General features: G+C 61.6%; 18 protein-coding genes. 10 read left to right on the top strand and 8 right to left on the bottom strand.

The window, feature by feature from the left end; all coding sequences use genetic code 11:
- Positions 1–2: 2 nt before the first annotated feature.
- The 4 genes from QNO00_RS07885 to QNO00_RS07875 form a co-directional block, all read right to left on the bottom strand.
- A complete protein-coding gene (locus QNO00_RS07885; protein WP_284024160.1) occupies positions 3–1,322 on the bottom strand; it encodes an oligosaccharide flippase family protein in 1,320 nt (439 codons plus the stop codon).
- Between the two features lie 93 nt (positions 1,323–1,415).
- A complete protein-coding gene (locus tag QNO00_RS17370) occupies positions 1,416–2,264 on the bottom strand; it encodes a glycosyltransferase family 2 protein (RefSeq protein ID WP_502863222.1) in 849 nt (282 codons plus the stop codon).
- 49 nt (positions 2,265–2,313) lie between these two features.
- Positions 2,314–3,372: a glycosyltransferase family 4 protein gene (locus QNO00_RS07880; protein WP_284024159.1), complete on the bottom strand. Its 1,059-nt coding sequence runs from the start codon at positions 3,370–3,372 to the stop codon at positions 2,314–2,316.
- A 23-nt stretch (positions 3,373–3,395) separates the two neighbouring features.
- Positions 3,396–4,391: a glycosyltransferase gene (locus QNO00_RS07875; RefSeq protein WP_284024158.1), complete on the bottom strand. Its 996-nt coding sequence runs from the start codon at positions 4,389–4,391 to the stop codon at positions 3,396–3,398.
- 276 nt (positions 4,392–4,667) lie between these two features.
- Between QNO00_RS07875 and QNO00_RS07870 the strand changes: the two genes are divergently transcribed.
- The 5 genes from QNO00_RS07870 (at position 4,668) to QNO00_RS07850 (ending at position 11,888) form a co-directional block, all read left to right on the top strand.
- On the top strand, positions 4,668–6,131 hold the full coding sequence (locus tag QNO00_RS07870; protein ID WP_284024157.1) for a tyrosine-protein kinase domain-containing protein: 1,464 nt from the start codon (positions 4,668–4,670) through the stop codon (positions 6,129–6,131).
- A 47-nt stretch (positions 6,132–6,178) separates the two neighbouring features.
- Positions 6,179–7,609 carry a sugar transferase gene (locus tag QNO00_RS07865; protein ID WP_284024156.1) on the top strand — a complete coding sequence of 477 codons (1,431 nt, stop codon included), beginning with the start codon at positions 6,179–6,181 and terminating at the stop codon, positions 7,607–7,609.
- A 245-nt stretch (positions 7,610–7,854) separates the two neighbouring features.
- Entirely contained in the window at positions 7,855–9,534 is a 1,680-nt protein-coding gene (locus QNO00_RS07860; RefSeq protein WP_284024155.1) for a DUF4012 domain-containing protein, read from the top strand.
- A gap of 232 nt (positions 9,535–9,766) precedes the next feature.
- Positions 9,767–10,432 carry a peptidase gene (locus tag QNO00_RS07855; protein ID WP_284024154.1) on the top strand — a complete coding sequence of 222 codons (666 nt, stop codon included), beginning with the start codon at positions 9,767–9,769 and terminating at the stop codon, positions 10,430–10,432.
- A gap of 142 nt (positions 10,433–10,574) precedes the next feature.
- On the top strand, positions 10,575–11,888 hold the full coding sequence (locus QNO00_RS07850; protein ID WP_284024153.1) for a UDP-glucose dehydrogenase family protein: 1,314 nt from the start codon (positions 10,575–10,577) through the stop codon (positions 11,886–11,888).
- Between the two features lie 676 nt (positions 11,889–12,564).
- Here QNO00_RS07850 and sufU read toward each other — a convergent pair.
- Both sufU and QNO00_RS07840 read right to left on the bottom strand, forming a co-directional pair.
- Entirely contained in the window at positions 12,565–13,029 is a 465-nt protein-coding gene (gene sufU / locus QNO00_RS07845) for a Fe-S cluster assembly sulfur transfer protein SufU (protein WP_284024152.1), read from the bottom strand.
- Positions 13,030–14,346, bottom strand: coding sequence for a cysteine desulfurase (locus QNO00_RS07840; protein ID WP_284024151.1), 1,317 nt, complete (start codon positions 14,344–14,346; stop codon positions 13,030–13,032).
- 279 nt (positions 14,347–14,625) lie between these two features.
- Between QNO00_RS07840 and QNO00_RS07835 the strand changes: the two genes are divergently transcribed.
- Both QNO00_RS07835 and QNO00_RS07830 read left to right on the top strand, forming a co-directional pair.
- Positions 14,626–16,875 (top strand): LamG-like jellyroll fold domain-containing protein, encoded by a 2,250-nt coding sequence (locus QNO00_RS07835; protein WP_284024150.1) that lies wholly within the window; start codon positions 14,626–14,628, stop codon positions 16,873–16,875.
- On the top strand, positions 16,876–17,376 hold the full coding sequence (locus tag QNO00_RS07830; protein ID WP_284024149.1) for a VanZ family protein: 501 nt from the start codon (positions 16,876–16,878) through the stop codon (positions 17,374–17,376).
- Between the two features lie 44 nt (positions 17,377–17,420).
- Here the strand turns inward: QNO00_RS07830 and QNO00_RS07825 are convergent, their stop codons facing one another.
- Entirely contained in the window at positions 17,421–18,902 is a 1,482-nt protein-coding gene (locus tag QNO00_RS07825; protein ID WP_284024148.1) for a glycerophosphodiester phosphodiesterase, read from the bottom strand.
- A complete protein-coding gene (locus tag QNO00_RS07820) occupies positions 18,899–19,351 on the bottom strand; it encodes an FAD synthase family protein (protein WP_229967232.1) in 453 nt (150 codons plus the stop codon). The genes QNO00_RS07825 and QNO00_RS07820 overlap by 4 nt, the downstream gene beginning before the upstream one ends.
- Before the next feature lie 247 nt (positions 19,352–19,598).
- Between QNO00_RS07820 and QNO00_RS07815 the strand changes: the two genes are divergently transcribed.
- The 3 genes from QNO00_RS07815 to QNO00_RS07805 all read left to right on the top strand — a co-directional run bounded on the left by QNO00_RS07815 (position 19,599) and on the right by QNO00_RS07805 (position 25,015).
- A complete protein-coding gene (locus QNO00_RS07815; protein ID WP_284024147.1) occupies positions 19,599–22,682 on the top strand; it encodes a CBM96 family carbohydrate-binding protein in 3,084 nt (1,027 codons plus the stop codon).
- 63 nt (positions 22,683–22,745) lie between these two features.
- Positions 22,746–23,495: a hypothetical protein gene (locus QNO00_RS07810; RefSeq protein WP_284024146.1), complete on the top strand. Its 750-nt coding sequence runs from the start codon at positions 22,746–22,748 to the stop codon at positions 23,493–23,495.
- A gap of 62 nt (positions 23,496–23,557) precedes the next feature.
- Positions 23,558–25,015, top strand: coding sequence for a tyrosine-protein kinase domain-containing protein (locus QNO00_RS07805; RefSeq protein WP_331461787.1), 1,458 nt, complete (start codon positions 23,558–23,560; stop codon positions 25,013–25,015).
- Positions 25,016–25,056 lie beyond the last annotated feature (41 nt).

Genomic DNA, 25,056 nt, shown 5'->3' with positions numbered 1-25,056 from the left:
TCCTAGACTTTCATTTTCCAGATGCCACGCATCAGTGCACGTCCAATGAATACGAAGTCAGACCTTTGAATCTTATAAAAACCGATAGAGGCAACCCTGAAATGTTTCGATAGCCAGAATATGTTCAGGTTTGAAGCAACAACGTTACCTATAAGCGTGGCGTAAGCCGCTCCCATAGCGCCAAGCTGTGGCACTAATAGCAGTATGCCAACAATGTTGATCACGCTGGCTATTATCAGTGATTTACTTCGGAGCCCTGGACGCCCCCGAGCACTCAGTGCTGATCCCGCCACAGACCCAGGGATGCCCGCAACGGTGGCCAGTATTAATACTTCGACCACTGGTATGGCGTCTCTAAAGCTGGGCCCAAAAATGAAGGGGAACCACCAAGGGGCTGTCGCCGCAATGGGAATAGATATCGCCGCAGTGACGATCAAGTTGAACCTTGCGGCGCGGTGAATCCTGTCATCATTACGGTCTGCAGCGTCAGCGGAAAACATTACGTCTCGCACAGCGTTGTTTACGATCAGCAATAATTCCGCCACGTTTACAGCGACAGCGTACATGCCCAGCTGAACAGCCCCCGCCAGCGGAAGCATTACAAGCTGGTCCATACGCATCAGGAGGACGCCTGACATCGCTCCAATCCAGACATGCGCAGAGTACTTTAGAAGTTTGGCAGTTGGCGCTGTATGGGACTGACCGGCCGACATTTTATTTTTGGTTTTCAATCCTGCATAAGCGAGCCCACCTAGAATCGGTGAGTACGCCATGACAACCACAGCGACGGGCAAGGTTAGGGAGCCCATCAGCGCAGGTACGGAGATTCCGAGGAGCCGGACTGACGCCGTAACGTATTTTTCAACATTTACTCGTCGCCACTCGTGCATGCCAGCCGCTACGCCTCGCAAAGCGGATACAGACAAGGAAAACGGCAACGCGCATGCCGCGATGAGGATCAGAAACGCCAGTTCATTGTCTTGTGCAGCCAACAGCGGCGCGACCATCCAGGTCAGACCTATAGCTCCAGTTCCCGTACACCAAAGGACGATTAAGGCCCTTGGGAGAGACAATCGTACTGGGATAAGACGTGAAGCTGTGTGGTAGGAAATGGATTCCGGAAGTCCGAAGGCAGCCACGCTGATTAGCAGCATAAGCGGGGCGGTAGCTGCCGCTAGTTCACCCCTGCCATCCGCACCTAGAACCCAAGCCAAGATGGGGGCGGTAGCAAATGCGACAGCAGGATAAGCGAGATTTCCGAGTGCGGTAAGAGACACATTCTTAGATATGTCACTAGGTTCTTGAAGGCTGGTATTCGTCATAGGCTATCTCCGGCCAAGCGTCTCGAGGGCAAGTCATTTACACCGATTCGTGTCGGCATCCTGCCACTATATTTGAGTGACATATGCCCAATTTTAAGAATAGGTGTGCTGGCCAGACTGCAGCTTCCTAGCTACCAACTTGGCCAATTCCGTTGGGGTATATGTCGCTATTTGGCGAATTAGGTAGAGTACGCGATGAGAGCGCCTGTCCGCAGATACACGTCTAATACTGAAAAGCTCCCGATTCAGAAATCTCATGTCGCGCTTAGTCATGCGTGAAACGTGCTTGTAACGGAAGGCTTCAAGGCCCTGCGCGCGCCGTTCAGTCCGACTTGTAAGTTGTCCGCTGGTATGCACCCGTTGCAGAACCGCCCTTTTTTCCAGAACCTGATATGCGTATCCTGCCGCAAGAAATCGTATTAGAAAGTCGCGATCATTAGAGACCCAGAGATCTGGATCGAAACCGTCCAATTCAAGAAATACTCGTCTTGATATTACGAAATTACTTCCCGTTAATCCTGGATTGCGTGCGTACGCATCTGCAGCACTAAGACCCTTCGGCATTGAATGACCGGGAGTCTCTCTGTCACCTTGAAGGAAGTACGCCCAAGACACTATGAGGTCCGCGTCCCCACTACTTATGAGATTTGAACACCCTGTTAGAAAGTCCGGTTTCCACAAGTCATCGTCATCGAGGAACGCAATGTGTGTACCCGTAGCATGGCGGGCACCCAGATTCCTCGACGAGCCGGCGCTCTTGCTAGCTTGAGAGCTGCCATCAATGTATACGATATCCGAGTCTGGGAAATGCAATTCGACTACGGCCCGCGTCGCAGCGGAACCGACATCGTCCACAACAATGATCTCCGCAGGCGGAAGCAGCTGTTTCGTAATACTTTCGAGCGCCTCTATCAAATACTCGTCACGCTTATGAGTGGGCACTACACAAGAGATTTTCAAATCAATTCGCCACCGTCGATGCACGGGTTATTCACGTCTTTGCTGCTCCTTCATACAATGTCTCAAGTTCGTCGATCATACGATCCAATGAAAATAGGCTCTCGTACCGTCGCCTACTTTCCTTGCCCCAGCCACACCATTGGTCCCCACCAAGCAGGTCCGCGACTTGACTTGCCAGATCTTCGGGGTTGGTTGTGGGAGGATAAAGCATTCCATTTTCGCCGGACACAATCGCGTCTCCACAACTGCCAATATCAGGCGCGATGGACCCTACCCCAAGAGACATAGCCTCCAGAAGGACAAGTGGGAGCCCTTCCCATTTGGATGTCATGAGCAGAATATCGGCATTAGCAAGCTTGGATCTGACATCGTTGGACGACCCGCTGAACACCAGGTTCGGAATTCCTAAACTTGCTACTCTTTTCCTGCAGGATTCTAAGAGCTCACCATCTCCGACCCATTCGGCTTCGAACTCTAGGCCCAGCATATTAAGATTATGTATGACACTGATAAAGCCCTCAGGGTTCTTCTGTGGACTCACCCGCCCGATACCAATAATCTTCAGACGATCTTTTGGCTTAGAAGTTGAAGCAACGGAGTATCCCTCTTGGCACGGATCGGGGACGCCATTCAGGATAGTGTGGATCCTATCCGCCGGCCTCCCGTAATCACGGCGCAACATATCCGCCACTTTAGAACCACAGGCGACTAAGGCGTCTCCACGGAAAGAAATCTGTTTCCTGCTGACTGGTAGAAAGACGTTGTGAACGTGCTCCACCAACCGAATGTGCTGGCCCAAGCCTGCAATCCGGGCCAGCAGCGAGACTCCCCTCTGGTGCGAATGTACAATGTCGTATCTTCCAGCTTTCAACACCTCGCGTAGGTGGACCACAGTAGCTGCGCTTCCCCGTGACCCGGGATTTCTGGGGAGAAAATGTCGAGCGCATGCCGCTGGAAGTTCATTCCACAGTTCGCCCTCACGAGAAGCAGCCACTCCTACGCGATAACCCCGGTGTGATAATTCACGGGCAAGGCGAACTACGACGGTTTGGACGCCGCCAACCTTCAAGTTATCCGTCAGGAGAAGCACACCAGATTTCTCCCGCGGTAAAGTCACTCCGGAGCCCCATGCACAGCCGGGACAGTGCACAGGCTTGCTGCTCTGATAATATGTTCTGCTTCCAGGTCGGGTGCCTCGCACACCGTGGCCACACCTAAGCCAGCCACCAGCTTCGCGATCTGAAGCTGATGATCGTCCACGTGCTCATTCCGCTGCTTGCGCCTAGGCACGACCACTGGATGAATTCCGGATTCCAGAAGATTTAGAATGGTACCCACGCCAGAATGGGTGACCACAACATCTGATGTGGCGCATAGGTGCTCAAATTCGCTTGCGGATGTTTGCGTCAGTACGCGCCCAGGCAAGTTTTCTCTTTGGGTAGACCCAAGCTGCCAAGTAGTATTTTCGTTGCACAGCCCTGTACGCAATAATGAGTCGATCATCGCATCAAACTCATAAGGCTTGATTGTTCCGAGCGTCACGAATATTTTCAACTCTTCAGCCGTAGCCGACGGCGCAATTTTTGTTGCCGACTGGAACTGGGTCAACACACTGGGGTGTTTTTTCCAGCGCCCGTTGGCCCAACTCTCATGCTGCGTCCGCAGTTCAGCCAGTCTCAGGGCGGCAATTATTTTACCGGTCAGAGAAGGCCCGTCGACCCTAGAAACACTTTCTATATACCGCGTGGGCACTCTACGTCCCCGAGCAACCGGCATGGCGGCAAGAGCCAACGCTGCTCCGGTGCTTACGACCGCATCAAACTTCTCATGTCGCATCAGCATATTTATTTCTTTTGACGCCGTAATGACACCCCTGAAGTCGCGGGAGGCTATGTACGGTACATGGTGGACGCGTTCCTCCGCTAGAAGGGACCGACTCTGCTCGGAGTCGAATGTGACCCACAATGAATCAGGAGAGGCCAGCATCGCTGTCGACATCCTTTTGAGTTGCGCCAGGTGTCCTCCGGTGGACGCAACAAAGAGATATTTGTTCTCTGTTCCTAGATCAAGGTGTGGGTTGTCGACACTTAAGGTCGTCATACGTTGCATGTCCGTTCGCTACTAGCGGTTCTCAAAAGCGCCCGCCGATTGAGTTCCCGGTAAGTATAGTGCGAGCAAGCGATCGCCTTGGAAGGTTACCGGGTGATCTGAGACACAGTATGGCATTTCCACCATGGCATGGACTCCTGTTCCTCCAGCGATCACTCGGGACTTCTGACTCGGGTACAATGGGCGGACCCGTTCATTCATTTCATCGGGTTCCGATAGATTCGACCTGCTTACTGGTTCTGTACAGCATCGGAACTACACCAGAAAGGCGAATCCTTGGAAATTAGCGATTATCTGCGTGCCTTGCGACGTAGTTGGATCTCTGCGGTGTGTTGTGTTCTGCTGGGCCTGCTTACGGCTGGTCTATTTGCAACGTTATCTGCCCCTGCATACACATCAAAGACTCAACTTTTCGTCTCAATCCAAAATTCTGGAAGCGTTCAAGAGCTCCAGCAAGGAAACAACTTCAGTCAAGCACGCGTGAAATCGTATATCCAGACGGTCAGGACGCCGGCAGTACTCCAGCCGGTTGTCGATGCACTGGCTCTCGATATGACACCGGAAGCCTTGGCCAAAAACGTTATTGCAAGTGCGGACCTGGACACAGTGCTGATCACCATATCCTTCACAGATGAATCACCGGTTCAAGCCGCGGCAGTGGCCAACGCCATCGCAGACAGCCTCATCGCGACCATCGAAACACTGGAACGCCCTGCCGAAGGAGGCGTATCACCCGTAAAGCTATCGGTTGTCACTCCTGCGAACGCACCAGCTTTCCCCTCCGCGCCTAACACGAGGCTCTATTTGGCCATCGGATTCCTAGGCGGTGTGGCTGCAGCATTTGTGTTTGTCGCCCTACGGACAGCTTTAGACACCCGCGTCCGCGGGGAGGCAGACTTATTGCGAGTTACCCAGGCAGCAATTCTCGGCGGGCTCGCTTTTGACCCTGATGCAGTGAAGACCCCACTAATTACACATACTTCCCCTCAAAGCGCCCGAGCCGAGTCGTTTCGTCAGATTAGAACGAATCTCCAATTTGCCAATGTGTCCCAGGAGTCCTCGGCGGTACTGATTACGTCCTCGCTGCCCGGGGAAGGAAAAAGCACCACCGCAACCAACTTGGCGATTGCGCTGGCCCAAGCCGGACAATCTGTTTGTTTGGTCGACGCTGATCTCCGTCGTCCTCGCGTACACGAATACCTCGGACTTGAACGAAATGCTGGCCTGACCACTGCCTTGATTGGGAGTGCTGAAGTCAAAGATGTCCTCCAACCGTGGGGTGAAGACAACCTTCACGTTCTGACATCTGGCCAAATCCCACCGAATCCCAGTGAACTTCTGGGATCTCGTGCTATGAAGTTGTTGCTATCTCAACTTGAGGACCAGTTCGATGCCGTTATTATTGATGCGCCACCCTTGCTGCCCGTCACCGATGCATCCGTTCTAGCCCAGGTCGTAGGTGGCGTAATCCTCGTGGTCGGCTCCTCCAAGGTGCGTGTCCAGGACGTGCAAAAAGCAATGTCTAGCCTCAGCATGGTAGAGGCCCGGCTCTTAGGAACTGTGTTTAACCTCTTACCTACGAAGGGTCCGGATGCGTACGCATACGCGGACTACACCTATGAAAGCGTGGTGGATGTTGCCGCGAAGTCTCGGCCTCGAAACGTTCGTTCCAAGACATTAAAGAATAATCGAAACACCAAAAGCGTTCTTCGTCGCGAACACATTGAGTCTAACTATTGAGACCTTGTCTCTCATTGTGGATGGTCTTACTATTGGGGTGGTAACGGATGGATGATTGGCGCCGTAAGTATACGCGAAAACTAGCGGTAGTTGATGCGATAGTCATTCTGTGGGCAATGGCTGGCGCCCTAATCGTCCGATTCGCGGCTCCGTCTGGGGCTGCTGTTTTCGAGCAGAACAACCGGTATCTCGTGCTCACTGCCATTCTTGCTGCTTCGTGGTGGCTCTCCCTCGGCCTGATGGGAAGTCGCGACACGACAGTCCTCGGTCATGGAGCCGACGAATACAAGAGGATCCTCTCAGCATCGTTTTGGGTATTTGGACTGGTAGCCGTTGTCTCGTATGCCTTACAGCTGGAAATAGCCCGAGGGTACGTTGTGATTGCACTACCCGCAGGACTTCTCTCCCTTCTCGCTGCGCGCACGATCGTGCGTAGCCTTTTGAAAAGTGAGCGTCGCTCCGGAACGAGCAGTTCCTCAGTGCTTCTAATCGGAGGGGTCGAAGGCGTTGCACACTTGGCCAGAGCGTTAGCCAACGAACCAATGGCTGGATACCGCCCAGTGGCCACCTATCTTCCCAATGCCACCCCGGATGCCGTGTCTGCTACCCAGATAGCCGGACTTCCCAATCTAGGGATCGACCCCGGCCACGACGCTATCAAAAGGGCGGTTGCAAGTTGCCAACCCGACGCCGTCGCATTTTCAAGTGGTGTTCCCCTCCGCCCACAGACAATTAGAGAACTCGGATGGACCCTCGCCGAACTGAATATCAAAATGATCATGGCACCGGCATTGACTGATGTTGCGGGCCCGAGGATTCATACTCAGCCAGTGGCCGGGTTGCCACTTATTCATGTCTCGACACCGAACTTGGGAAATGGTCAGCGACTTTTGAAACGGTCCTTCGACCTCGCCGGCGCAGTTCTCCTGCTCTTGGTCCTCTCCCCTGTATTGCTTGTCATCGCCGGTATTGTCCGATTTGATTCTCCGGGTCCGGTTTTTTTCAAACAGCAACGGGTTGGTGCCGGTGGACACCACTTCAAGATGTACAAGTTCCGATCAATGGTTGTCGATGCCGAAGTAAGGTTGGACGCTCTAAAATCCCACAGCGAGGGGAACGGGGTCATGTTCAAGCTAAAAGCAGATCCACGTATCACCCGTGTGGGCAGCTTCCTGCGCCGTTACAGTCTGGACGAGTTTCCCCAGCTGTTCAACGTTGTCAACGGAACGATGAGCCTGGTTGGGCCGCGTCCTCCACTACCGTCGGAAGTCGAGCTATATCAGAGACATGTCCATCGTCGCCTCATGGTGCGCCCCGGGTTGACCGGGCTGTGGCAAGTCAGCGGCCGCTCATTGCTGTCATGGGACGACACAGTGCGGCTTGATCTCTATTACGTGGAGAACTGGTCGGTTGCTGGCGATATAGCAATTTTACTCAAAACATTCCGCGCGGTTCTGGCCCGACAGGGTGCGTACTAGCCTCCTCAATTCATCCTGTCCCTGCTTTCGAAGGCTCAACTATGGCTCCTACCGACGACGGCCACCAACCTGACCCGCTCCCCATGATCGCTATAAGTGCCCGCAACCGTTCCAAGCGTGAACGACGTCGTCAACTCGTACGGAAGATCAGCCCGGTGGTGCTTGGTCTAGCCTTGATAACTTGTGCCCTCGGTGCTCTGCTGGCACACCAGGTGTCTTCTGTCCGAACCCAGCTGGAACACACCATGAATTTGGTCCCGCAACTGCGTGCTGAGCTGGAAGACGGAGACCATCAGGCGGCAGAGTTGACCTTTGCAACGATACGGAAAGAAACTACTGCAGCCCGTTCCACTACAACAGCAGCCATATGGAAGGGTGCTTCGTTTATCCCTGTTTACGGTGTCAATTTCAGTGCCGTGCGTGAAGTTGCGGTCTCTGCGGACGACATCGCCGTGCATGCCGCCGCTCCCCTGCTGGAAAGGTACACTTCACTCAGTTTGCAGGCTCTCTCGCCCGTGGACGGCCGAATTGATTTCGGTGAACTGCAGAACGCGGCTCCTAGTATTTCGAAAGCGGCAAATACTGTGCGCCTCTCGCACGAGCGCATGGCCTCCATCGACGTTTCACGCCTTCTCCCTGAACTGGCGCGGCCCGTAGGCGCCGCAACCGAGGAATTGAAACAGCTGACCGCCCTTCTGAACACGGCCTCTTCATCCGCACAGCTGCTGCCTGCGCTCCTGGGCGCAGACGAACCCCGAGATTATTTGGTTCTTGTACAGAATAGTTCTGAGGCGCGAGCCACCGGGGGGATTCCGGGAGCACTGGCCATACTTCACACAGATGATGGACGAATTAGCCTCGGTGAACAAAGCAGTGCTGTAGCGATGGGCGCATTCCGGCCTCCCATGAACGTGGATCCTGAGCAACTCGCACTTTTTACGGACCGCCTTGGAACACAAATGCAGAACGTGAACCTCACGCCGGACTTTCCCACGGCCGCTCAGTCCGCAAAGCTGATGTGGGAAGAACGGAACGCTGGCCAGACTATAGACGGCGTCCTGGCTCTAGATCCGGTGGTTTTGAGCCATTTACTGGAGGCGACGGGACCAGTAAACCTGTCAGATCCAGAGATCCTCAACTTAGTCCGTGAAACATCCCTCCCGTCAGCCCTCACTAGTGACAACGTCGTACCGACCTTGTTGTCGGATGTCTACCATGAGATCGAAGACCCCCAAGCCCAGGACGCATACTTCTCCGCTGTGGCTGCAATCGTCTTCTCAGCCTTCACCGAAGGACAGGGGGATGGAGGAAAGCTGGTTAAGGCCCTCGCGGCAAGTGCCGAGGAGAACCGTCTCTATCTATGGTCAAGTCATTCGGCGGAGCAAGACATCATAGCGTCTACGCCTCTGCATGGCTCCGTTACCGGCAAGGACGCAGGAGGTGCGAACTTTGGCGTCTATTTCAATGACGGCACCGGCGCCAAAATGGACTACTACGTCAATCGCACTGTTCAGGTCATTCAGGCTTGTTCCGTGGGTGAGTACGGACAATTCGCAGTCCGTGTCACGGCGACCAACAATGCTCCAGCAGATGCTGCTACGAGCCTGCCAGCTTACGTTACGGGTGGCGGTGTTTTCGGAGTTGAACCGGGTCGAATACGGACCAACTACGTTGTCTACGGGCCTTCCCAGGCCTTCGTAGAGACAGCAACTGTGAATGGACAGCCCGTACCGGTAAGTACCGGCAAGCACGGACAAAGACCGGTTGGAACGGTGCAGCTTGAATTAGGCCCTGGAGAAACATCAACAATCGATCTTGTTTTCTCTGGGGTGGTTCAAGGCTCTGAGCCACAACTACGCGTATCACCTACCATTCAGCCCCTGGAAGACGTGGTCAAGCCGATGGAGCGAGAAACATGCGGTTGACTTTGTGAACATTGAGTTTCATACCACCGTGAGCTTGGAACTCACCCGCGTTCCTGTTACCGTGAAGAACGTTTCCACACGACTTAATACAGTGGAACGACGTCCGGTGGTGCTGGGGCGAGCTCCTGGACCTTAGATTTTGGAATTTCGGTTGGTTTTCATGAGTTGTTGGTGGGGACCGAGCCAATCAGTACCTACGACAGTCTTTTATCAATTGCATGGGGAGTCTCATATGAAAAAAACCGCATCCGCTTTGGTCCTCGCAGGATCACTCGCCTTCTTCGGTGCCGGCGCCGCTAACGCCGTAGATCGCTACCCGGCACCTGCCCCCGGCGGCGTCAGCGACGCGACTGTGGCGCCCGGCGCAACCGTGACGTTCGGCGGATCCGGTTTCACCCCCGGCGAAGCTGTCCGCGTTGACGTCGACTACTCCAACACGCCGGTTGTAGTCCCGGGCACTGGCGTCAACGGCGTCATTATCCTGGCCGAAGTGATCAACAGTTTCACAACCACTGCAGACGCACAGGGCGTCTACAGTACGCCGGTGACTCTCGGTGAGGCAGGGACCTACACTCTGACCGGAACGGGTCTGACCTCGGGCAAGACCATCACCTCCACTGTCTCCGTCGACCCGGCCTTCGCAAATGATGGCAGCGGCGCGGGCGACGGCGGATCCGGAGATGGCAGCGGCGCGGGCGACGGCGGATCCGGAGATGGCAGCGGCGCGGGCGACGGCGGATCCGGAGATGGCAGCGGCGCGGGCGACGGCGGATCCGACGACGCCGACCTTGCCAACACCGGTGCTGACTCGGCCATGCTCCTCTGGGGCGCGGCAGGCATCGTGGCTGTTGGTGCAGGAGTCGCCTCAGTAGCAGTTGCACGCCGTAAGAACGCATAACTACACGTTCTCAAACGACGTCTTTGGGGGCGGAAACCTACTGGTTTCCGCCCCCAAGTTTTTCTCATTATCTCGGCCTCACTGTGCGCTTTCACTCTGTGACGCCGAGTATCTATTTGTATGTGAACTAATTAGGGGAACCGTGCGTATATCTGTCATCGGCTGCGGCTATCTGGGAGCCGTGCACGCTGCCTCCATGGCGAAGCTCGGACACGACGTTGTGGGAATTGACGTCAATCAGGCCAAAATCAATGAACTGACCTCCGGCCGGGCACCCTTCTTCGAGCCCGGCCTCCCGGAACTACTGACAGAATCAATCGCCTCCGGGCGCCTGTCCTTCAGCACGGATATGGCTGACGCTGCCGGCTCCGACGTTCATTTTGTTTGCGTGGGGACCCCCCAGCGCAAGGGTGAATATGCTGCGGACCTTCGTTTTGTGGATGCTGCCTTCTCTTCGTTGGCTCCTCACCTGAAGCCCGGCAACGTGGTGGTGGGAAAGTCCACCGTTCCGGTGGGTACCGCCGCCCGCCTTGCCGAGGACATGCAGGACACCACCCCGGAAGCAATCCTCGTCTGGAATCCCGAGTTCCTGCGGGAAGGCCACGCCGTGCAGGACACCCTGGCACCGGACCGCTTTGTCTATGGCGTGCCGGACGGTGAGCCCGGAACAGCCGCTGTCTCCGCACTCGACGCAGTTTACGCCACTCCCCTCTCCGCGGGCACCCCGCGCCTGGTCATGGACTACGCCACGGCCGAACTGGTCAAGACGGCTGCGAACTCCTTCCTTGCCACCAAGATCAGCTTCATCAATGCCATGGCTGAAGTCTGCGATGCCGCAGGAGCGGACGTCACCGCCCTGGCTGACGCCATCGGCATGGATGACCGGATTGGCCGCAAGTTCCTGAACGCTGGTGTCGGATTCGGTGGCGGTTGCCTGCCTAAGGACATCCGCGCCTTCATGGCCCGTGCCGGTGAGCTGGGCGCTGACCAGGCGTTGACCTTCCTGCGTGAGGTGGACACGATCAACATGCGGCGCCGCACCCGTGTAGTGGAAATGACCCGAGAGATCTGCGGCGGATCGCTCATGGGCAAGCGCATCACGATCCTGGGCGCTGCCTTCAAACCTGACAGCGACGACGTCCGCGACTCCCCAGCACTCAGCGCTGCGGCCCAGATGCAGCTTCAGGGCGCCACCGTTACGGTGACCGATCCCGAAGCACTCACCAATGCCAAGGGGCGCTTCCCGGAACTCGGTTACGAGCCGATAACCGAGAATGCCATTGAGCGCGCGCACGCGCTGGTGCTCCTGACCGAGTGGAAGGAATACCGCGCTTTGAATCCGCGGACCGTTGGCGCATTGGTGTCGGAAAAGAACATCGTTGACGGACGTAACGTCCTGGATTCAGCAGCATGGCGCGAAGCCGGCTGGAACTTCAAAGGCATGGGCCGCCCGTAACGCGGCCTCTCAAACCGCGCACAACCATTGCGCTGCAGGACTTATTTCCCGGTTCTGCAGCGCAATGGTTGTTTAACCTCTATCCATGGCGGATGAGGCTTGTTAGGATGACTCTGCTCCCAGATGAAACACAACATGACAGGGTGCAATAGGTCTCATTTACACTACTAAATTCCTGGGGAATTTCTTGCTTTCAGCATCGGTCTCTGCACTTCCTTTTTCCAGCGCCATCGCCAGCGCCGGCATGATCATATGGGCCTTCATCGGTCTCGCGGGCTTAGTCAGCGGCCTCATCACGGTCGGGGTTGCCCGCCGCCGAAATCTGCCAGTCAATCCTGTCTCAAGCACTAAACTCAATAAGGACACGGCAGAAGAGCCTAGAGTTTCATCCGATGCCCTGACCCAGGCAGCGTAGGACCCCGCGTCAGCGAACCAACGCTGCAGTCACTACCACAGCCGTGGCAAGCATCAGCACAGCCAACCCGGTGAGAGTCATCCAGTCGCGACGAGTACGGCGGTAGCGCTTCCGCCGCCATTCCCTGGTCGGCTCAATTGTGTCCATGTGTTCGAACATACGGTCACGTCATGGTTCCGCAGAACGGTATTGGATACTCGTCTGTGCCCCGAAATTACTTGCTCGGCGCCAAGGTATGGACTACGGCCCGAGTGAGCAGGCCTAGTTCGCAGCCAGCAGCGCTTCCTCGAGCGCGACCCAGGCGAGCATGGCGCACTTGACCCGGGCCGGATAGCGGGAGACGCCGGAGAACGCGGCGGCATCGCCGAGCACCTCTTCGTCCGCCTCCACGGTGCCGCGGGAGCGCATCACCTCGCGGAAGTTATCCACCAGCGCCATGATCTCGTCCCGGGACAGCCCGGCGGCCAGATCGGTGAGGACCGAGGCCGACGCCATCGAAATGGAACATCCCTGCCCCTCCCAGCTGATGCCCTGCACTGACGTGCTGTCCGCCTCGGCGTCGGTCATCACCGCGCGCAGCGTGATCTCATCACCGCAGGTGGGGTTCAGCTGGTGGCTCTCCCCCGACTTCAGCCCCGCCGGCACCTCTGCCAGGCCGGCGCCGTGCCGGGCCTTGGCGTGGTCCAGGATGATCTGCTGGTACAGCTGCTGCAGCTCGGCGCTCATTTACTTCACTCCAAAAAACGGACGGACGCCGGCCACCGCGTTCAGGAACGCGTCGACGTCGTCGGTGGTGTTGTACAGATAGGTGCTGGCGCGGGTGGTGGAGATCAGGCCGAGGCGGCGGTGCAGCGGCTGCGCGCAGTGGTGCCCCACGCGCACGGCAATGCCCGCATCATCCAGGAACTGGCCGACGTCGTGCGAGTGGACGCCGTCGACGTCGAACGCCGCCAGCCCGATCCGCTCCACGCCGGCGCGCGGGCCGAGCACCCGGATGCCCTCGATCGCTTCCAGGCCCGACACCAGCCGCTCGCCCAGCGTGGCCTCCCAGGCGTGGATGCGGTCCATCCCGGTTTCCTGCAGGTAGTCCACGGCGGTGCCCAGGGCCATGGCCTGCGAAATGCGCTGCGTGCCGGCCTCAAAGCGCTGCGGGGACGGCAGGTAGTCGGCCTGTTCCATGGTCACCTTGGTGATCATCGATCCGCCGGTGAGGAACGGCGGCATCGCGTCCAGCAGTTCGGCCTTGCCGTAGAGCACGCCGATGCCGGTGGGGCCGAGCATCTTGTGCCCGGAGAACGCGGCGAAATCCACGTCCAGCGCCTTCACGTCCACCGGCAGGTGCGGCACCGACTGGCAGGCATCGAGCACGACGAGCGCCCCCGCGTTGTGCGCGAGGCGCACCAGGGTTTCCACCGGATTGATGGTGCCGAGCACGTTGGAGGCGTGCGTGAACGCCACGATTTTGGTGCGCCCGGTGATCAGCCGCTCGGCCTCCTCCAGCCGCAGCGCGCCGTCGTCGTCCACCGGAATGAACCGCAGCGTCGCTCCGGTGCGCGCGGCCAATTCCTGCCAGGGAATCAGGTTGGCGTGGTGCTCCATTTCGGTGACCACAATCTCGTCGCCCGCGCCGAGCGCGAAGCGGCGGGCGGCCTCTCCCCCGCGGCCGGCGGCGGCGTTGGAGAAGGAGTAGGCGATCAGGTTGATCGCCTCGGTGGCGTTGGAAGTCCAGACAATCTCGTTGGGCCGGGCGTTCACGAAGCCGGCGACCTTGGCGCGGGCATCCTCGTACACGTCGGTCGCGGCCACGGCGAGGGTGTGCGCGCCGCGGTGCACCGCCGAGTTGCGCTGTTCGTAGAACTCCTGTTCGGCTTCGATCACGCTGAGCGGGTTCTGCGAGGTGGCGCCCGAGTCCAGGTACACCAGCGGATGGCCGTTGACCTGCTGGTGCAGGATCGGGAAGTCGTTGCGGATGCGCAGGACCTCGGCGTTGTCCAGGGGCCCGGTCAGGGGCTTGAGCGTTTCGGGGGTGGAAACCACAGGCACTGGAAAAACTCCTTGGCTGGCCGGTCGGGTGCGCACGTGATCTGCATCAATACGCAACATAAGTCTGTGCTAATCATCCCACTGCACGGCCGCGAGCGCACCTGAGCCGCACCTTAGTTGGGCGGGCTGCGAGCGCCGTACGCAGGTTTGCCGCCGGCAGGTAGGTAAGCCGGCGAAAACGGGTATTCCGTACCGGTTACCCTGCCCGCCGCCGGAGGTTAGGTTGCTTAGCGGGTGCGCCCCGCCGGGCGCTTTGGCGGAATGAAAGCCGGGTTCGAAATGTTCAGAAAAGTCGCCGCCGTCCTGAGCGGGGTTGTCCTCGCCGCCGCATCCCTGATCGGGTTCGCTCCGCCCGCGGCCGCGCTCTCCCCCGGCGTGGCATTCTCCGCCACCAATCTGCCCACGTGGCAGACCAACGGCATTGTCTGGGCCATGGCCGAATCCAACGGGGTGGTGTACGCCGGGGGAACCTTCACCGCCATCCGCCCGCCCGGTACCGCAGCCGGCGCCGCCGGATCAAGGAGCGCAGTGAATTTTGCCGCGTTCGACGCCTACACCGGCAACCCCACCAGCTGCTCGCTGTCGGTGACCGGCGGCAGCGCCACCGTGCGGGCCATGGACGTCTCCCCAGACGGGCGCACGCTGTACATCGGGGGCAGCTTCGGCACGGTCAACGGCGTGAACACCACCCGCATTGCCGCGATCAATCTGCCCGGCTGCACCGTCAACACCAACTTCAAACCCGCAGCGGTGTCCTCCACCGTGCGCGCCATCGAGGCCACGGCCTCAGCCGTCTACTTCGGCGGAGATTTTAGGACCGTCGGAACGGCGGCCCGCAACCGGCTGGCAGCAGTCAGTGCCACCGGAGCGCTGCAGGCGTGGGCGCCGTCGGCGGATCAGCCGGTGCGGGCCCTGCACGTCCCCGCCGGCAAGAGCACGGTGCTCGCCGGCGGCGACTTCCTCACCATGAACGGCGCCGACTCCAAGGCGCTGGCCGTGCTGAACAACACCACCGGCGCCAACGTCCGCACCTATCCCAACTTCTTCATTCCGCGCACCTCCACGGTGAAGTCCATCGACTCCGACGGCACCAGCTTCTACATCGGCAACGAGGGCACCGGCGGCGGCGTGTTCGACGGCCGCGCCCGGCTGGACCTGAACACCTACAACCAGGTCTGGCGGGACACCTGCCTGGGCGCCACGCAGGCGGTGAGCGTCTACAGCCAGACGCTGTACTCCGCGCATCACGCACACGACTGCTCCAGCATGGACTCCTTTCCCGACGGACCGCGGGTGCACCTGAGTGCACAGAGCATCAGCAGCCCCTCCCCCATGCACCAGTGGAACCCGGTCACCAATGACGGCCAGGGCGAAGGGATCGGCCCGCGGGCCCTGGCCCATACCACGGCCGGAAGCGGCAGGGACGTCCTGTGGACCGGCGGAGAATTCACCACCGTCAACGGCGGCGGTCAGCAGAGCCTGACCCGCTTCGGACCGGCATCGTCCAGCACCGCCGGCCCCGGCACCCCGAAGTTTGTCAGCGCCGAGTCCCGGGCCTCCGGCCAGAACACCGTCCGCTGGCAGTCCACCTCGGACCCCGACGATTCCGAGCTCACCTACCGGGTCTACCGCAACGGTTCCACCACCCCGCTGGCGGCCGTCAATTCGTCGTCGCGCTGGTGGGACCTGCCGCAGGCCTCCTTCACCGACACCACTGCGGTGCCGGGCACTGCCTACACCTACCGGGTGCAGGCCACGGATCCCAGCGGACGCAGCGGCCCGCTGTCCGCGCAGGTTCAGGTCACCACGGCGACGTCGGCTGCCCCCTATCCGGCGCTGGTGCGGGCCGACGGCGCCACCACCTACTGGCGGCTGGGCGACTCCCTGGCGGCGGCGGCCGATTCCTCCAACGGCAACAAGATGGGCCTGCCCAACCTCGGGGCGAAACTCTCGGGATCCGCCGGAGCCCTGCGCAGCGACAGCAACCGCGCGGCCAGCTTTGACGGCGTCGACGACATGATCTTCGGTCAGCAGCGCGTCAGCGCCCCGACGGTGTTCAGCGCCGAGGCCTGGTTCAAGACGGACACCACCACCGGCGGGAAGATCCTGGGCTTCGGCAACGCCCAGCCCCGCCGCAACGGAAGCTTGCTCGGCTACAGCAGCGTCTATGACCGGCACGTCTACATGAGCAACGCCGGCAAGCTCGTGTTCGGCACCTGGTCCGGCACGAGGGTGGTGGTGACCTCGCCCGCCAGTTACAACGACAACGCCTGGCACCACGTGGTGGCGACCCAGGGCCCGGGCGGCATGGTGCTCTATGTCGACGGCGTGAGGGTTGCCTCCAATACCGTCTCCGCCAACACCGTCTCCCTGGGATCCTGGCGCATCGGCGGAGACTCGATCCCGTCCACCTGGCCGAATGCTCCGACCAGCCGCCACTTCAAGGGCTCCATCGACGAGTTCGCCGTGTACCCGACGGCGCTGACCGCCGCGCAGGTTGCCGCCCACAACCAGCAGGGCCGCCGGTAATTGGCGCCGGTACGGGACGGCTCCGCCCGGCGTGCCGCGCTGTGGACCGCCGCCAGCGGGGTGCTGGCAGTGATGGCGGCGATCCTGCTCTGGCCCGCGCCGGTGGACCGGCCGCTGTACGGCACCCTGCTGCGGTTACTCCACCGGTTGCAGGACCACGGGCTGCCGGGCTGGGTGGACTACGCGATGCTGGAATCCGCCGCCAACGTGCTCCTGTTTATTCCGCTGGGTGCGCTGGTCGCGGCGTTGCTGCCGCCGCGCCGCTGGTGGTTCGCGCTGCTGCTGTGCGCCGGATTCGCCACGGGGATGGAGGGCTTTCAGGACGTGTACCTCCCGCACCGGCAGGGCAACGCGCAGGATGTCCTGCTCAATGCCGGCGGAGCCCTGCTGGGGCTGGCGCTGACCGCAGCCGGGCGGGGGCTGCGCTCCCTGCGCCGCCGCCGTCGTCGTCCACCGGCAGCGAGTCGTCGTTCACCGGAAGCGATCCGCGTACCGCAGTAGGTGTCAGCGAACCGTCACCGTCAGCGCAATGCCGTCAGCGCAAGCTAGGCAACCTTCACCTTGCGGAACTCCACCGGGTAATCATCCGAATAGTTGCGGGCCAGGCTGAAGTAGCCGCCGCGGTACTTGCGGTTCGAGGTGATGCCCGCCCAGCCGGCACCGTCCAGACGGGAAAACCGGACACTGTCAGGGGCGATATCAATCTTGAACGACATCCACTCGCCGGCTTTCACCGGCGCCGTGTCCACAGCGCTCAGCCGCAGTCCGCCGGGTTCGCCCGGACTGCGCAGCAGCAGTGTCATTTCCCCGGTGGGCCGGACCACCAAGTGGTAGCCGCCGACGTCGCTGGGAATCAGCACCCGGTAGGGGCGGTCATCCTCCTGGCCGAACGCCATGCCGGCGTGCAGGGTGTCATCGTCCGGCAGGGCCACCGGCCAGCGCATGTCGAAGTGGATGCTGTAGATTTCCCGGCGCACCGGGCACAGCGAACCCATCCGGTAACTGCTGTTGGCTGCGGCGGACATGAGCAGGGTGCCGCCGGCGAGCTTCAGTTCCGGCTGGAAATTCCAGCCCTGTCCCACCATCCACGGCAGGTCGCCGGCGGCCCGGATCCCCTCGCCAAAGCTGTCGGCGGTTGCCACGGGCTCATCGGTGGCCAGGTACGGAAGGTTGGCGCACATCACCCCGGACACGCCCAGCGCCAGCAGCCGGTCCCGCAGCTCGCGGGTGTGTGCCTCCCAGCAAATGACGGGCTTGCCGATGGCCACCACGTCCGCGATTTCGGCGTCGGAGGCCGAATGGTGCACGCCCAGGTAGGTGAACTGCCCGGCCAGCTTGGGCACAAGGTCCAGCTGCTCCGCCGTGAAGTAGCCCCAGCTGGAGTATCCGCGCTTGGTCGCCGCATCGATCTGCGCCGCCTCCGCCGACTGTTTCCAGATCAAATGGCTGCGCGACTCCGGATAGGTGTCCATCAGATCCAGCAGCGCCCGGGTGTTGGTGCCCTGCTTGTCCTCGATGAAAATGACGTGGGAGGCGGCGAAGGCATCCAGGACGTCCTTGAGCAGAGGGATCTTTTCCGTGCCCGCCTTCGGGCCCAGCCAGGCCCGGGCGTCAACCACGAGCTCGGACAGCTGGGCGTAGGTGGAATCCTTGATCATCAGCATGCGGCCGGTGGTGCGTTCGGTGTTCAGGTCATGGTGGCAGACCAGCTTCCCGTCCGAGGTGGCGCTGACGGACACTTCCAACGCCACGGCGCCGGCGTCCACCGCACCGCGGTACGCGGCCATGGTGTGCTCGGGCCAGTTGTCCCACGATCCGCGGTGCGCCACCAGGAACGGAGCGGCCGCCAGCATCGATTCGATGGTGTGGACCGGAGCGGGCTCGGGCGTGCCGGATCCGTCGGAGGCATCAGCGTCAGCTCGGTTGTCGCAGGCAGTCAGGACAAGCCCGGCGGCGCCCAGGGCGAGCACTTCACGCCGGGACAGTCCCCGGGCCGGCCGCTGCCCGGAACGGTGCAGAGCGTTCATGCGTTCAGGGCTGTGTCCCCGGCCCGCCCGCCGTCCAAAAGGGTCAGGGCCCGGCGCAGGACGGTGGAGGACGTGGTGACCGTGTAGGGGAAATACACGACTTCCACTCCGATCTGCGCCATGTTCCGCTCCAGACGGTCGCCCTTCTCGGTGCCCCGCCAGTCATCACCCTTGAAAAAGACGTTGAAGCCCACCTCACGCCAGGTGTCCGCCTTGTTCAGGTGCTCATCCACCACCACGTCATCCACAAAGCGGACGCTGCGCACAATCTCCAGCCGCTCAGCCAGCGGCACCACGGGGGTGGTGCCCTTGAGCCGCTGCGTCATTTCGGTGGAAGCAACGCCGGCAATCAGATAGTCACACTGGCTGCGGGCATGCTTCAGCAAATTCAGGTGGCCGATATGGAAAAGGTCATAAACCCCCGAGGCATAGCCGATCCGAACTGCCATTATGAACAACCCCCAGTTGTGGTCCGTTAAATCTCTTTTCATTTTCAACGCATATTTCCGGGCCCGTAAAGCAAATTCAGCACAATCACGTAGGGCCCGGAAAAACACGAGTAGAGGGAGTGCCGGCCCGAGTATTCAGCGCCTCAACTCGAGTAAAGGCCACCGTGGGACACGCAGTGGGCTGCGGCTACGCTTCCATTCAGTTTCGGGCCGCGGGCCCGTCCCCATTTCATGAGGCGGTAAAGCCGTGCACAAAAAAATTGCGGCAATATGTTCGGTTGCGGCTGTTGCAGCAGCAACCCTGATTGGCGTTGCCGCTCCGGCAAGCGCCTTGTCCCCCGGCGTGGCCTTCTCCGCCGTCGCCCTGCCCACCTGGCAAACCAACGGCATTGCCTGGGCCATGACCGAGGCCGACGGCGTGATGTACGTGGGCGGCACCTTCACCCAGGTGCGCCCCCCGGGCACCGCGGCCGGCAACAGCCAGTCCCGGGCGGCCGTGAATTTTGCCGCCTTTGATGCCTCCACCGGCACGCCCACCTCCTGCGCCCTGTCCTTCAGCGGTGGAACCGGTGCCACTGTCCGGGCCATGGACGTGTCTCCCGACGGCCGCAAGCTGTACGTCGGCGGCAATTTCACCACGGTCAACGGCGTCACCGCGAACCGGCTGGCAGCCATCAACCTGCCCGGCTGCACCGTGGACACCACCTTCCGGCCCGGCACGGTGAACAGCACGGTGCGGACCATCGCCGCCACCGCCAACGCCGTCTACTTCGGCGGTGACTTCACCACCGTCAACGGAACCTCCCGCAGCCGGTTCGCTGCAGTGGGCCCCACGGGCAGCCTGCTTCCCTGGGCCCCGGTGGCCGACGGCGTCGGCCGCGCCCTGGACGTGCCGGCCGGCCGCGACGTGGTCCTGATCTCCGGTGATTTCAGCAACGTCAACGGCACTCCGTCACGGGCCATGGCCGTGGTGGACAACGGCACCGGTGCGAACGTGCGCACCTATCCGGCCGCCGAATATGTGCCCGCTTCCGCCGTGGTCAAGGACGTCACCAGCGACGGCACAAGTTTTTACATCGCCGGTGAAGGCATGGGCGGCCGCTCCTTCGACGGACGGGCCCGGCTGTCCCTGGACAACAACTACGAGCAGATCTGGAAGGACACCTGCCAGGGCGCCACGCAGGCGGTGCTGCCGTACAAGGATGTGCTCTACTCGGGGCACCACGTACACGACTGCTCCGCCATGGGCGGCTTTGCCGACGGCACCCGCAAGCACCTCTCCGCGCAGGACATCGACAATCCGTACCCGTTCCTCGGCTGGAGTCCCGACACCAATGACGGCACCGGCGAAGGCCTGGGCCCGCGGGCTCTGGAAATCACCAGTACCGGCCGCGATGACGTCCTGTGGGTGGCCGGTGAATTCACCACCACCAACGGCACCGCCCAGCAGGGCCTGACCCGCTTCGGTCCCGGACCGGCGTCGGCCGCGCCCGGCACCCCGGCCAACGTCAGCGCCGTGAGCTTTGCAGCCGGCCAGAACCAGGTCCGCTGGACCCAGAGCGTGGACAACGACGACTCAGCGCTCACCTACAGTGTTTACCGCAACGGCAGCAGCACTGCCCTGGGCACCGTGACCGGAAACTCCACCTGGTTCAACACCCCGCAGCTGTCCTTCACCGACACCACCGCCACCCCCGGAACGGCCTACACCTACCGGGTCCGGGCCAGCGACGGTACCAGCACCAGCGCGCTTTCCGGCCAGGTCTCGGTCACCACTGCCGCAGCCACACAGCCCTACCCGGCCGCCGTGCTCGGCGACGGCGCCTCCACTTACTGGCGCCTGGACGACAGCACCGCCAAGGCTCCGGCCGACAGTTCACCGGGCAACAACCGGGGCGTCACCTTCGGCGGCCCGCTGCTGGCCGGCACCGCAGGGGCCGTTCCCGGCAGCACCGCAGCCGTCTTTGACGGCGTCGATGACCAGGTTTCCGGCCAGCAGCGGTATTCCGCTCCGACCACCTACAGCGCCGAGGCCTGGTTCAAGACGGACTCCGTGCAGGGCGGAAAGATCTTCGGCTTCGCTTCCGGCCAGCCCGACCGCCACGGCACGCGCAACTCCAGCGGCACCGTTGACCGGCACCTGTACATGACCACCGGCGGCACCCTTGCCTTCGGTGTGCTGGATGCCGCCAACACGCCCGTTGCCGTCACCACTGCGCAGGCCTACAACGACAATGCCTGGCACCACGCCGTTGCCACCCAAACGGCCTCCGGCTTCACGCTTTACGTTGACGGCAACGCCGTGGGCAGCAGCCAGACACCGGCGGCGCAGACCTACACCGGCTCCTGGCGGGTGGGCGGAGACAGCCTGAACAACTGGCCGGGACGGCCCACCAGCAACTATCTGGCCGGGTCCATCGATGAGTTCTCCGCCTACCCCTCGGCCCTCAGTGCCGCGCAGGTGGCCCGGCACTTCACTGCCGGCGGGGGAACTCCCGGCCAGCCGGAGCCGGCGCCCGACACCGCCGCGCCGGCTGCGGTGACCGGCGCCGCGGCCGCCGTCAGCAACAGCACCGCGACGCTGAGCTGGCAGGCTGCCACCGACAATGTGGGCGTCACCGGATACCGGGTGTACCGGTCGGTGGAGGAGGGCTTCACGCCGTCGGCCGCCAATCTGCTGACCACCACGGGCGGTTCCGTCCTCTCCGTCAGCGACGCGAATCTGGCCCCGGGCACCTACTACTACCGGGTGGCGGCCGTCGATGCCGCCGGCAACGCCGGGGCGGCTTCCGCCCAGGTGAACGCCACGGTGGCCGGCGCACCGCCGGCTGAGCCGGTGACACTGTCCCTGTCCCCCACCGCCGACACCTACGTCAACCAGGGGGCTCCCAACGGCGTTCACGGCTCAGCGGTGTCCATGGCCTCGCGCGGCTCGCTGGCCTACACCTCGTACCTGCGGTTCGCCCCCGGCACCACAGTGCCGGCGGGGATGCGGCTGACGTCGGCCACGCTGCGGGTCTACACCACGTCCGAATCCTTCAGCAACTCCACTGACCAGCATTCGGTGCAGCCGGTCACGGGCAGCTGGACGGAAGCGGCCACCACCTACAACACCCGGCCGGCGCTGGGCACCTCGGTGCTGGGCAGCATTTCGCCGACGGCCACCAACACCGCCTACACGGTGGACCTGGACCCGGCCGCCGTGACGGCCATGTTGTCCGGATCCATTGATCTGGGCATCACCAGCGCCGGAACCGACAACGCCTGGTTCCACACCAAGGAAGCGTCCTCCACCCGCCGTCCGGTCCTGACCCTGGTCTTTGGCCCCTAGCCTCCGCCCCTGAGGAGGGGCGGCAACGTTCTGCACGTTCACAACCGAAAGAAAGCGCACTCCATGAATACTGGTCTCAAACGATCGGCCCTGGGACTGCTGCTGTTGCCGCTGCTGGGTGCGGCAACAGGATGCAGTTCCTCAGACCCTTCTCCCGAAGCGGCTCCGCCGTCAGCATCGTCCTCCTCTTCCGCCTCCCGCACGCCGACGCCGTCCGCCGCTCCGGGAACCGCAGGGGCCTCCGCCCCCGCCGCCGGCGCAACTGAAAGCCCTGCGGGGGACGCCGCGGGGGAAGGCGCGACGGCGGCACCGGAATCGGTGGTGCAGTCCCCCCAGCCGGCACCGGAACCCACCTTCGAGCCCACGCAGGAGCAATACCTGCAGGACAAGGTTCCGGAAGGCACTGATCCCAACGCCGTGCTGCAGGTGGGCCAGGAACGCTGCGACCAGCTGCTCAGCGCCAAGGCCGTGGACGCCGAGTCGGTGCTCAGCGAGCTGATCATGAGCCCGGCCCAGGACACCGCCGATGCGATCGCCGCCCTCTGCCCGGAGCTCCTGCCCGAACTGGAGGCGGCCGGACGGGGTTTCCCGGACGGCATCTTCTCGGTCGGCGGGGCCGCTCCGCATGCCGAGGAGCCCTCGATTGAACCGGGAACCTACCATGCCTACGGGCTGCCCGAGGGCTGCTCCCTTCTTGTTTATGCCGGCTCCGGGGAACTGCTCGGGTCTCATGACGGGTCCGCGCCGGTGACCATCGGCGCTGACGCTGCACGCGTGGAATCGGAACAGTGCTATTCATGGTTCCGTTCATGATTTCCGGGTCCAGCTTCTTTTTCTGCTCAATTCATCTGCCTATCCAAGGGAAGGGGTAACCAATGGATATGCGCGAACAAATACTGATCCTTCGCCGCAATTGGATGCTCATAGTCTCATTTGCACTCATCGGCCTTATTACCGCGGGCGTCATTTCTGTTCTTATGCCCAAAACCTATACCGCAACCAGCAGCCTGTTCGTCTCCACGCAGAACGGCGAAACCACCGTCGAACTCCAGCAGGGCAGCGCTTTTTCCCTGAACCGGGTGCAGTCCTACGTGGAACTGGTGACCAAGCCGCAGGTCCTGAATCCCGTCATCGACAGCCTCGAGCTGGATATGTCGCCGCAGGAGCTGGCCACCAAGATCAAACCGACCACTTCCCGCAATACCGTCCTCATCGACATTGAGGTGGCTGACTCCTCGGCCCAGCGCGCCGCTGACATCGCCAACGGCGTGGTGGCCAGCCTGATTTCCTCCGTGGCTGATCTGGAGCGGCCCACCAACGGACTGCCGTCTCCCATGCGGCTCACGTCAGTGGACACCGCCGAACCGCCTTCGGCTGCTTCCAGCCCGAAGATACCGCTGAACCTGGCACTGGGACTGTTGTACGGCCTCGCCCTCGGGCTGGTGGTGGCGATTCTCCGCCATGTCCTGGACCGGCACGTGCGCACCGAGGCTGATCTGCGCAAGTCCACCCCGCTGCCCCTGCTCGGCGGAATTACCGAATCCACGGCGCCGCGGCAAACCAGCCGGCCGACGATTCTCGGCGGCTCCGGAACCGATGCCTTCCGCCAGCTGCGGACCAATCTGGAGTTTGTCGCCGTCAGCCAGCAGATGAAGTCCCTGGTGGTGACGTCATCGCAGGCCGGTGAGGGCAAGAGCACCGTGGCGCTGAACCTGGCGCTGAGCATCGCCCAAAGCGGACAGCGGGTCATCTTGGTTGACGCCGATCTCCGGCTTCCGTCGGTGGCCAACGCCACCGGACTGGAAGGCGGCGTCGGCCTGACCACCGTGCTGATTGGCCGCACCACCCTGGCCGAAGCCACCCAGCACTGGGGCTCCGGCGGCCTGTCGGTGCTGACCTCCGGACCGCTGCCGCCCAATCCCACCGAGCTGCTCGGATCCGAGACCATGCAGAACCTGATCGAGGAACTGGAAGCCGAGTACGACATGGTTATCCTGGACGCTCCTCCGGTGCTGCCGGTGGCCGATGCACCGATCCTGACGCGCCACACCGACGGCATCCTGCTGGTGGTCGGAGCCACCCGGGTCAGCCAGCACAACCTCTCCAAGGCGGTTGAGCAGCTGAGCCTGGTGAACGCCAACGTTGTGGGCGTGGTCCTCAACCGCATTCCGCGCACCGGCCCCGATGCCAACACCGCCTACCTCTCCGACTACGGCGTCACCCCGCTGCCGGTGGTGCGGGACAACGACGGCGGCGCCGCCTCTCCGGTGGCCGAAGCCGAAGCCGCCATTGTCCGGGACAGCGAGGACACCCGGGCGCTGAGCAAGAGATAACGTCTCCCCGCAGCGACGGGGGTTTCACCGAAGACGCAAAA

This window comes from Arthrobacter sp. zg-Y1219, assembly GCF_030125545.1.
Taxonomy (GTDB): domain Bacteria; phylum Actinomycetota; class Actinomycetes; order Actinomycetales; family Micrococcaceae; genus Arthrobacter_B.
Note: the sequence above shows the minus strand (reverse complement) of the source record. Positions and strands in the feature narration are given on the sequence as shown.

Coding starts and splice junctions, on each gene's coding strand:
- QNO00_RS07835 (WP_284024150.1), top strand. CDS start 14,626: ATGTTCAGAAAAGTCGCCGCCGTCCTGAGCGGGGTTGTCCTCGCCGCC.
- QNO00_RS07810 (WP_284024146.1), top strand. CDS start 22,746: ATGAATACTGGTCTCAAACGATCGGCCCTGGGACTGCTGCTGTTGCCG.
- QNO00_RS07875 (WP_284024158.1), bottom strand. CDS start 4,391: ATGCAACGTATGACGACCTTAAGTGTCGACAACCCACACCTTGATCTA.
- QNO00_RS07825 (WP_284024148.1), bottom strand. CDS start 18,902: ATGAACGCTCTGCACCGTTCCGGGCAGCGGCCGGCCCGGGGACTGTCC.
- QNO00_RS07860 (WP_284024155.1), top strand. CDS start 7,855: ATGAATTTGGTCCCGCAACTGCGTGCTGAGCTGGAAGACGGAGACCAT.
- QNO00_RS07855 (WP_284024154.1), top strand. CDS start 9,767: ATGAAAAAAACCGCATCCGCTTTGGTCCTCGCAGGATCACTCGCCTTC.
- QNO00_RS07885 (WP_284024160.1), bottom strand. CDS start 1,322: ATGACGAATACCAGCCTTCAAGAACCTAGTGACATATCTAAGAATGTG.
- QNO00_RS07865 (WP_284024156.1), top strand. CDS start 6,179: ATGGATGATTGGCGCCGTAAGTATACGCGAAAACTAGCGGTAGTTGAT.
- QNO00_RS07805 (WP_331461787.1), top strand. CDS start 23,558: ATGGATATGCGCGAACAAATACTGATCCTTCGCCGCAATTGGATGCTC.
- sufU (WP_284024152.1), bottom strand. CDS start 13,029: ATGAGCGCCGAGCTGCAGCAGCTGTACCAGCAGATCATCCTGGACCAC.
- QNO00_RS07820 (WP_229967232.1), bottom strand. CDS start 19,351: ATGGCAGTTCGGATCGGCTATGCCTCGGGGGTTTATGACCTTTTCCAT.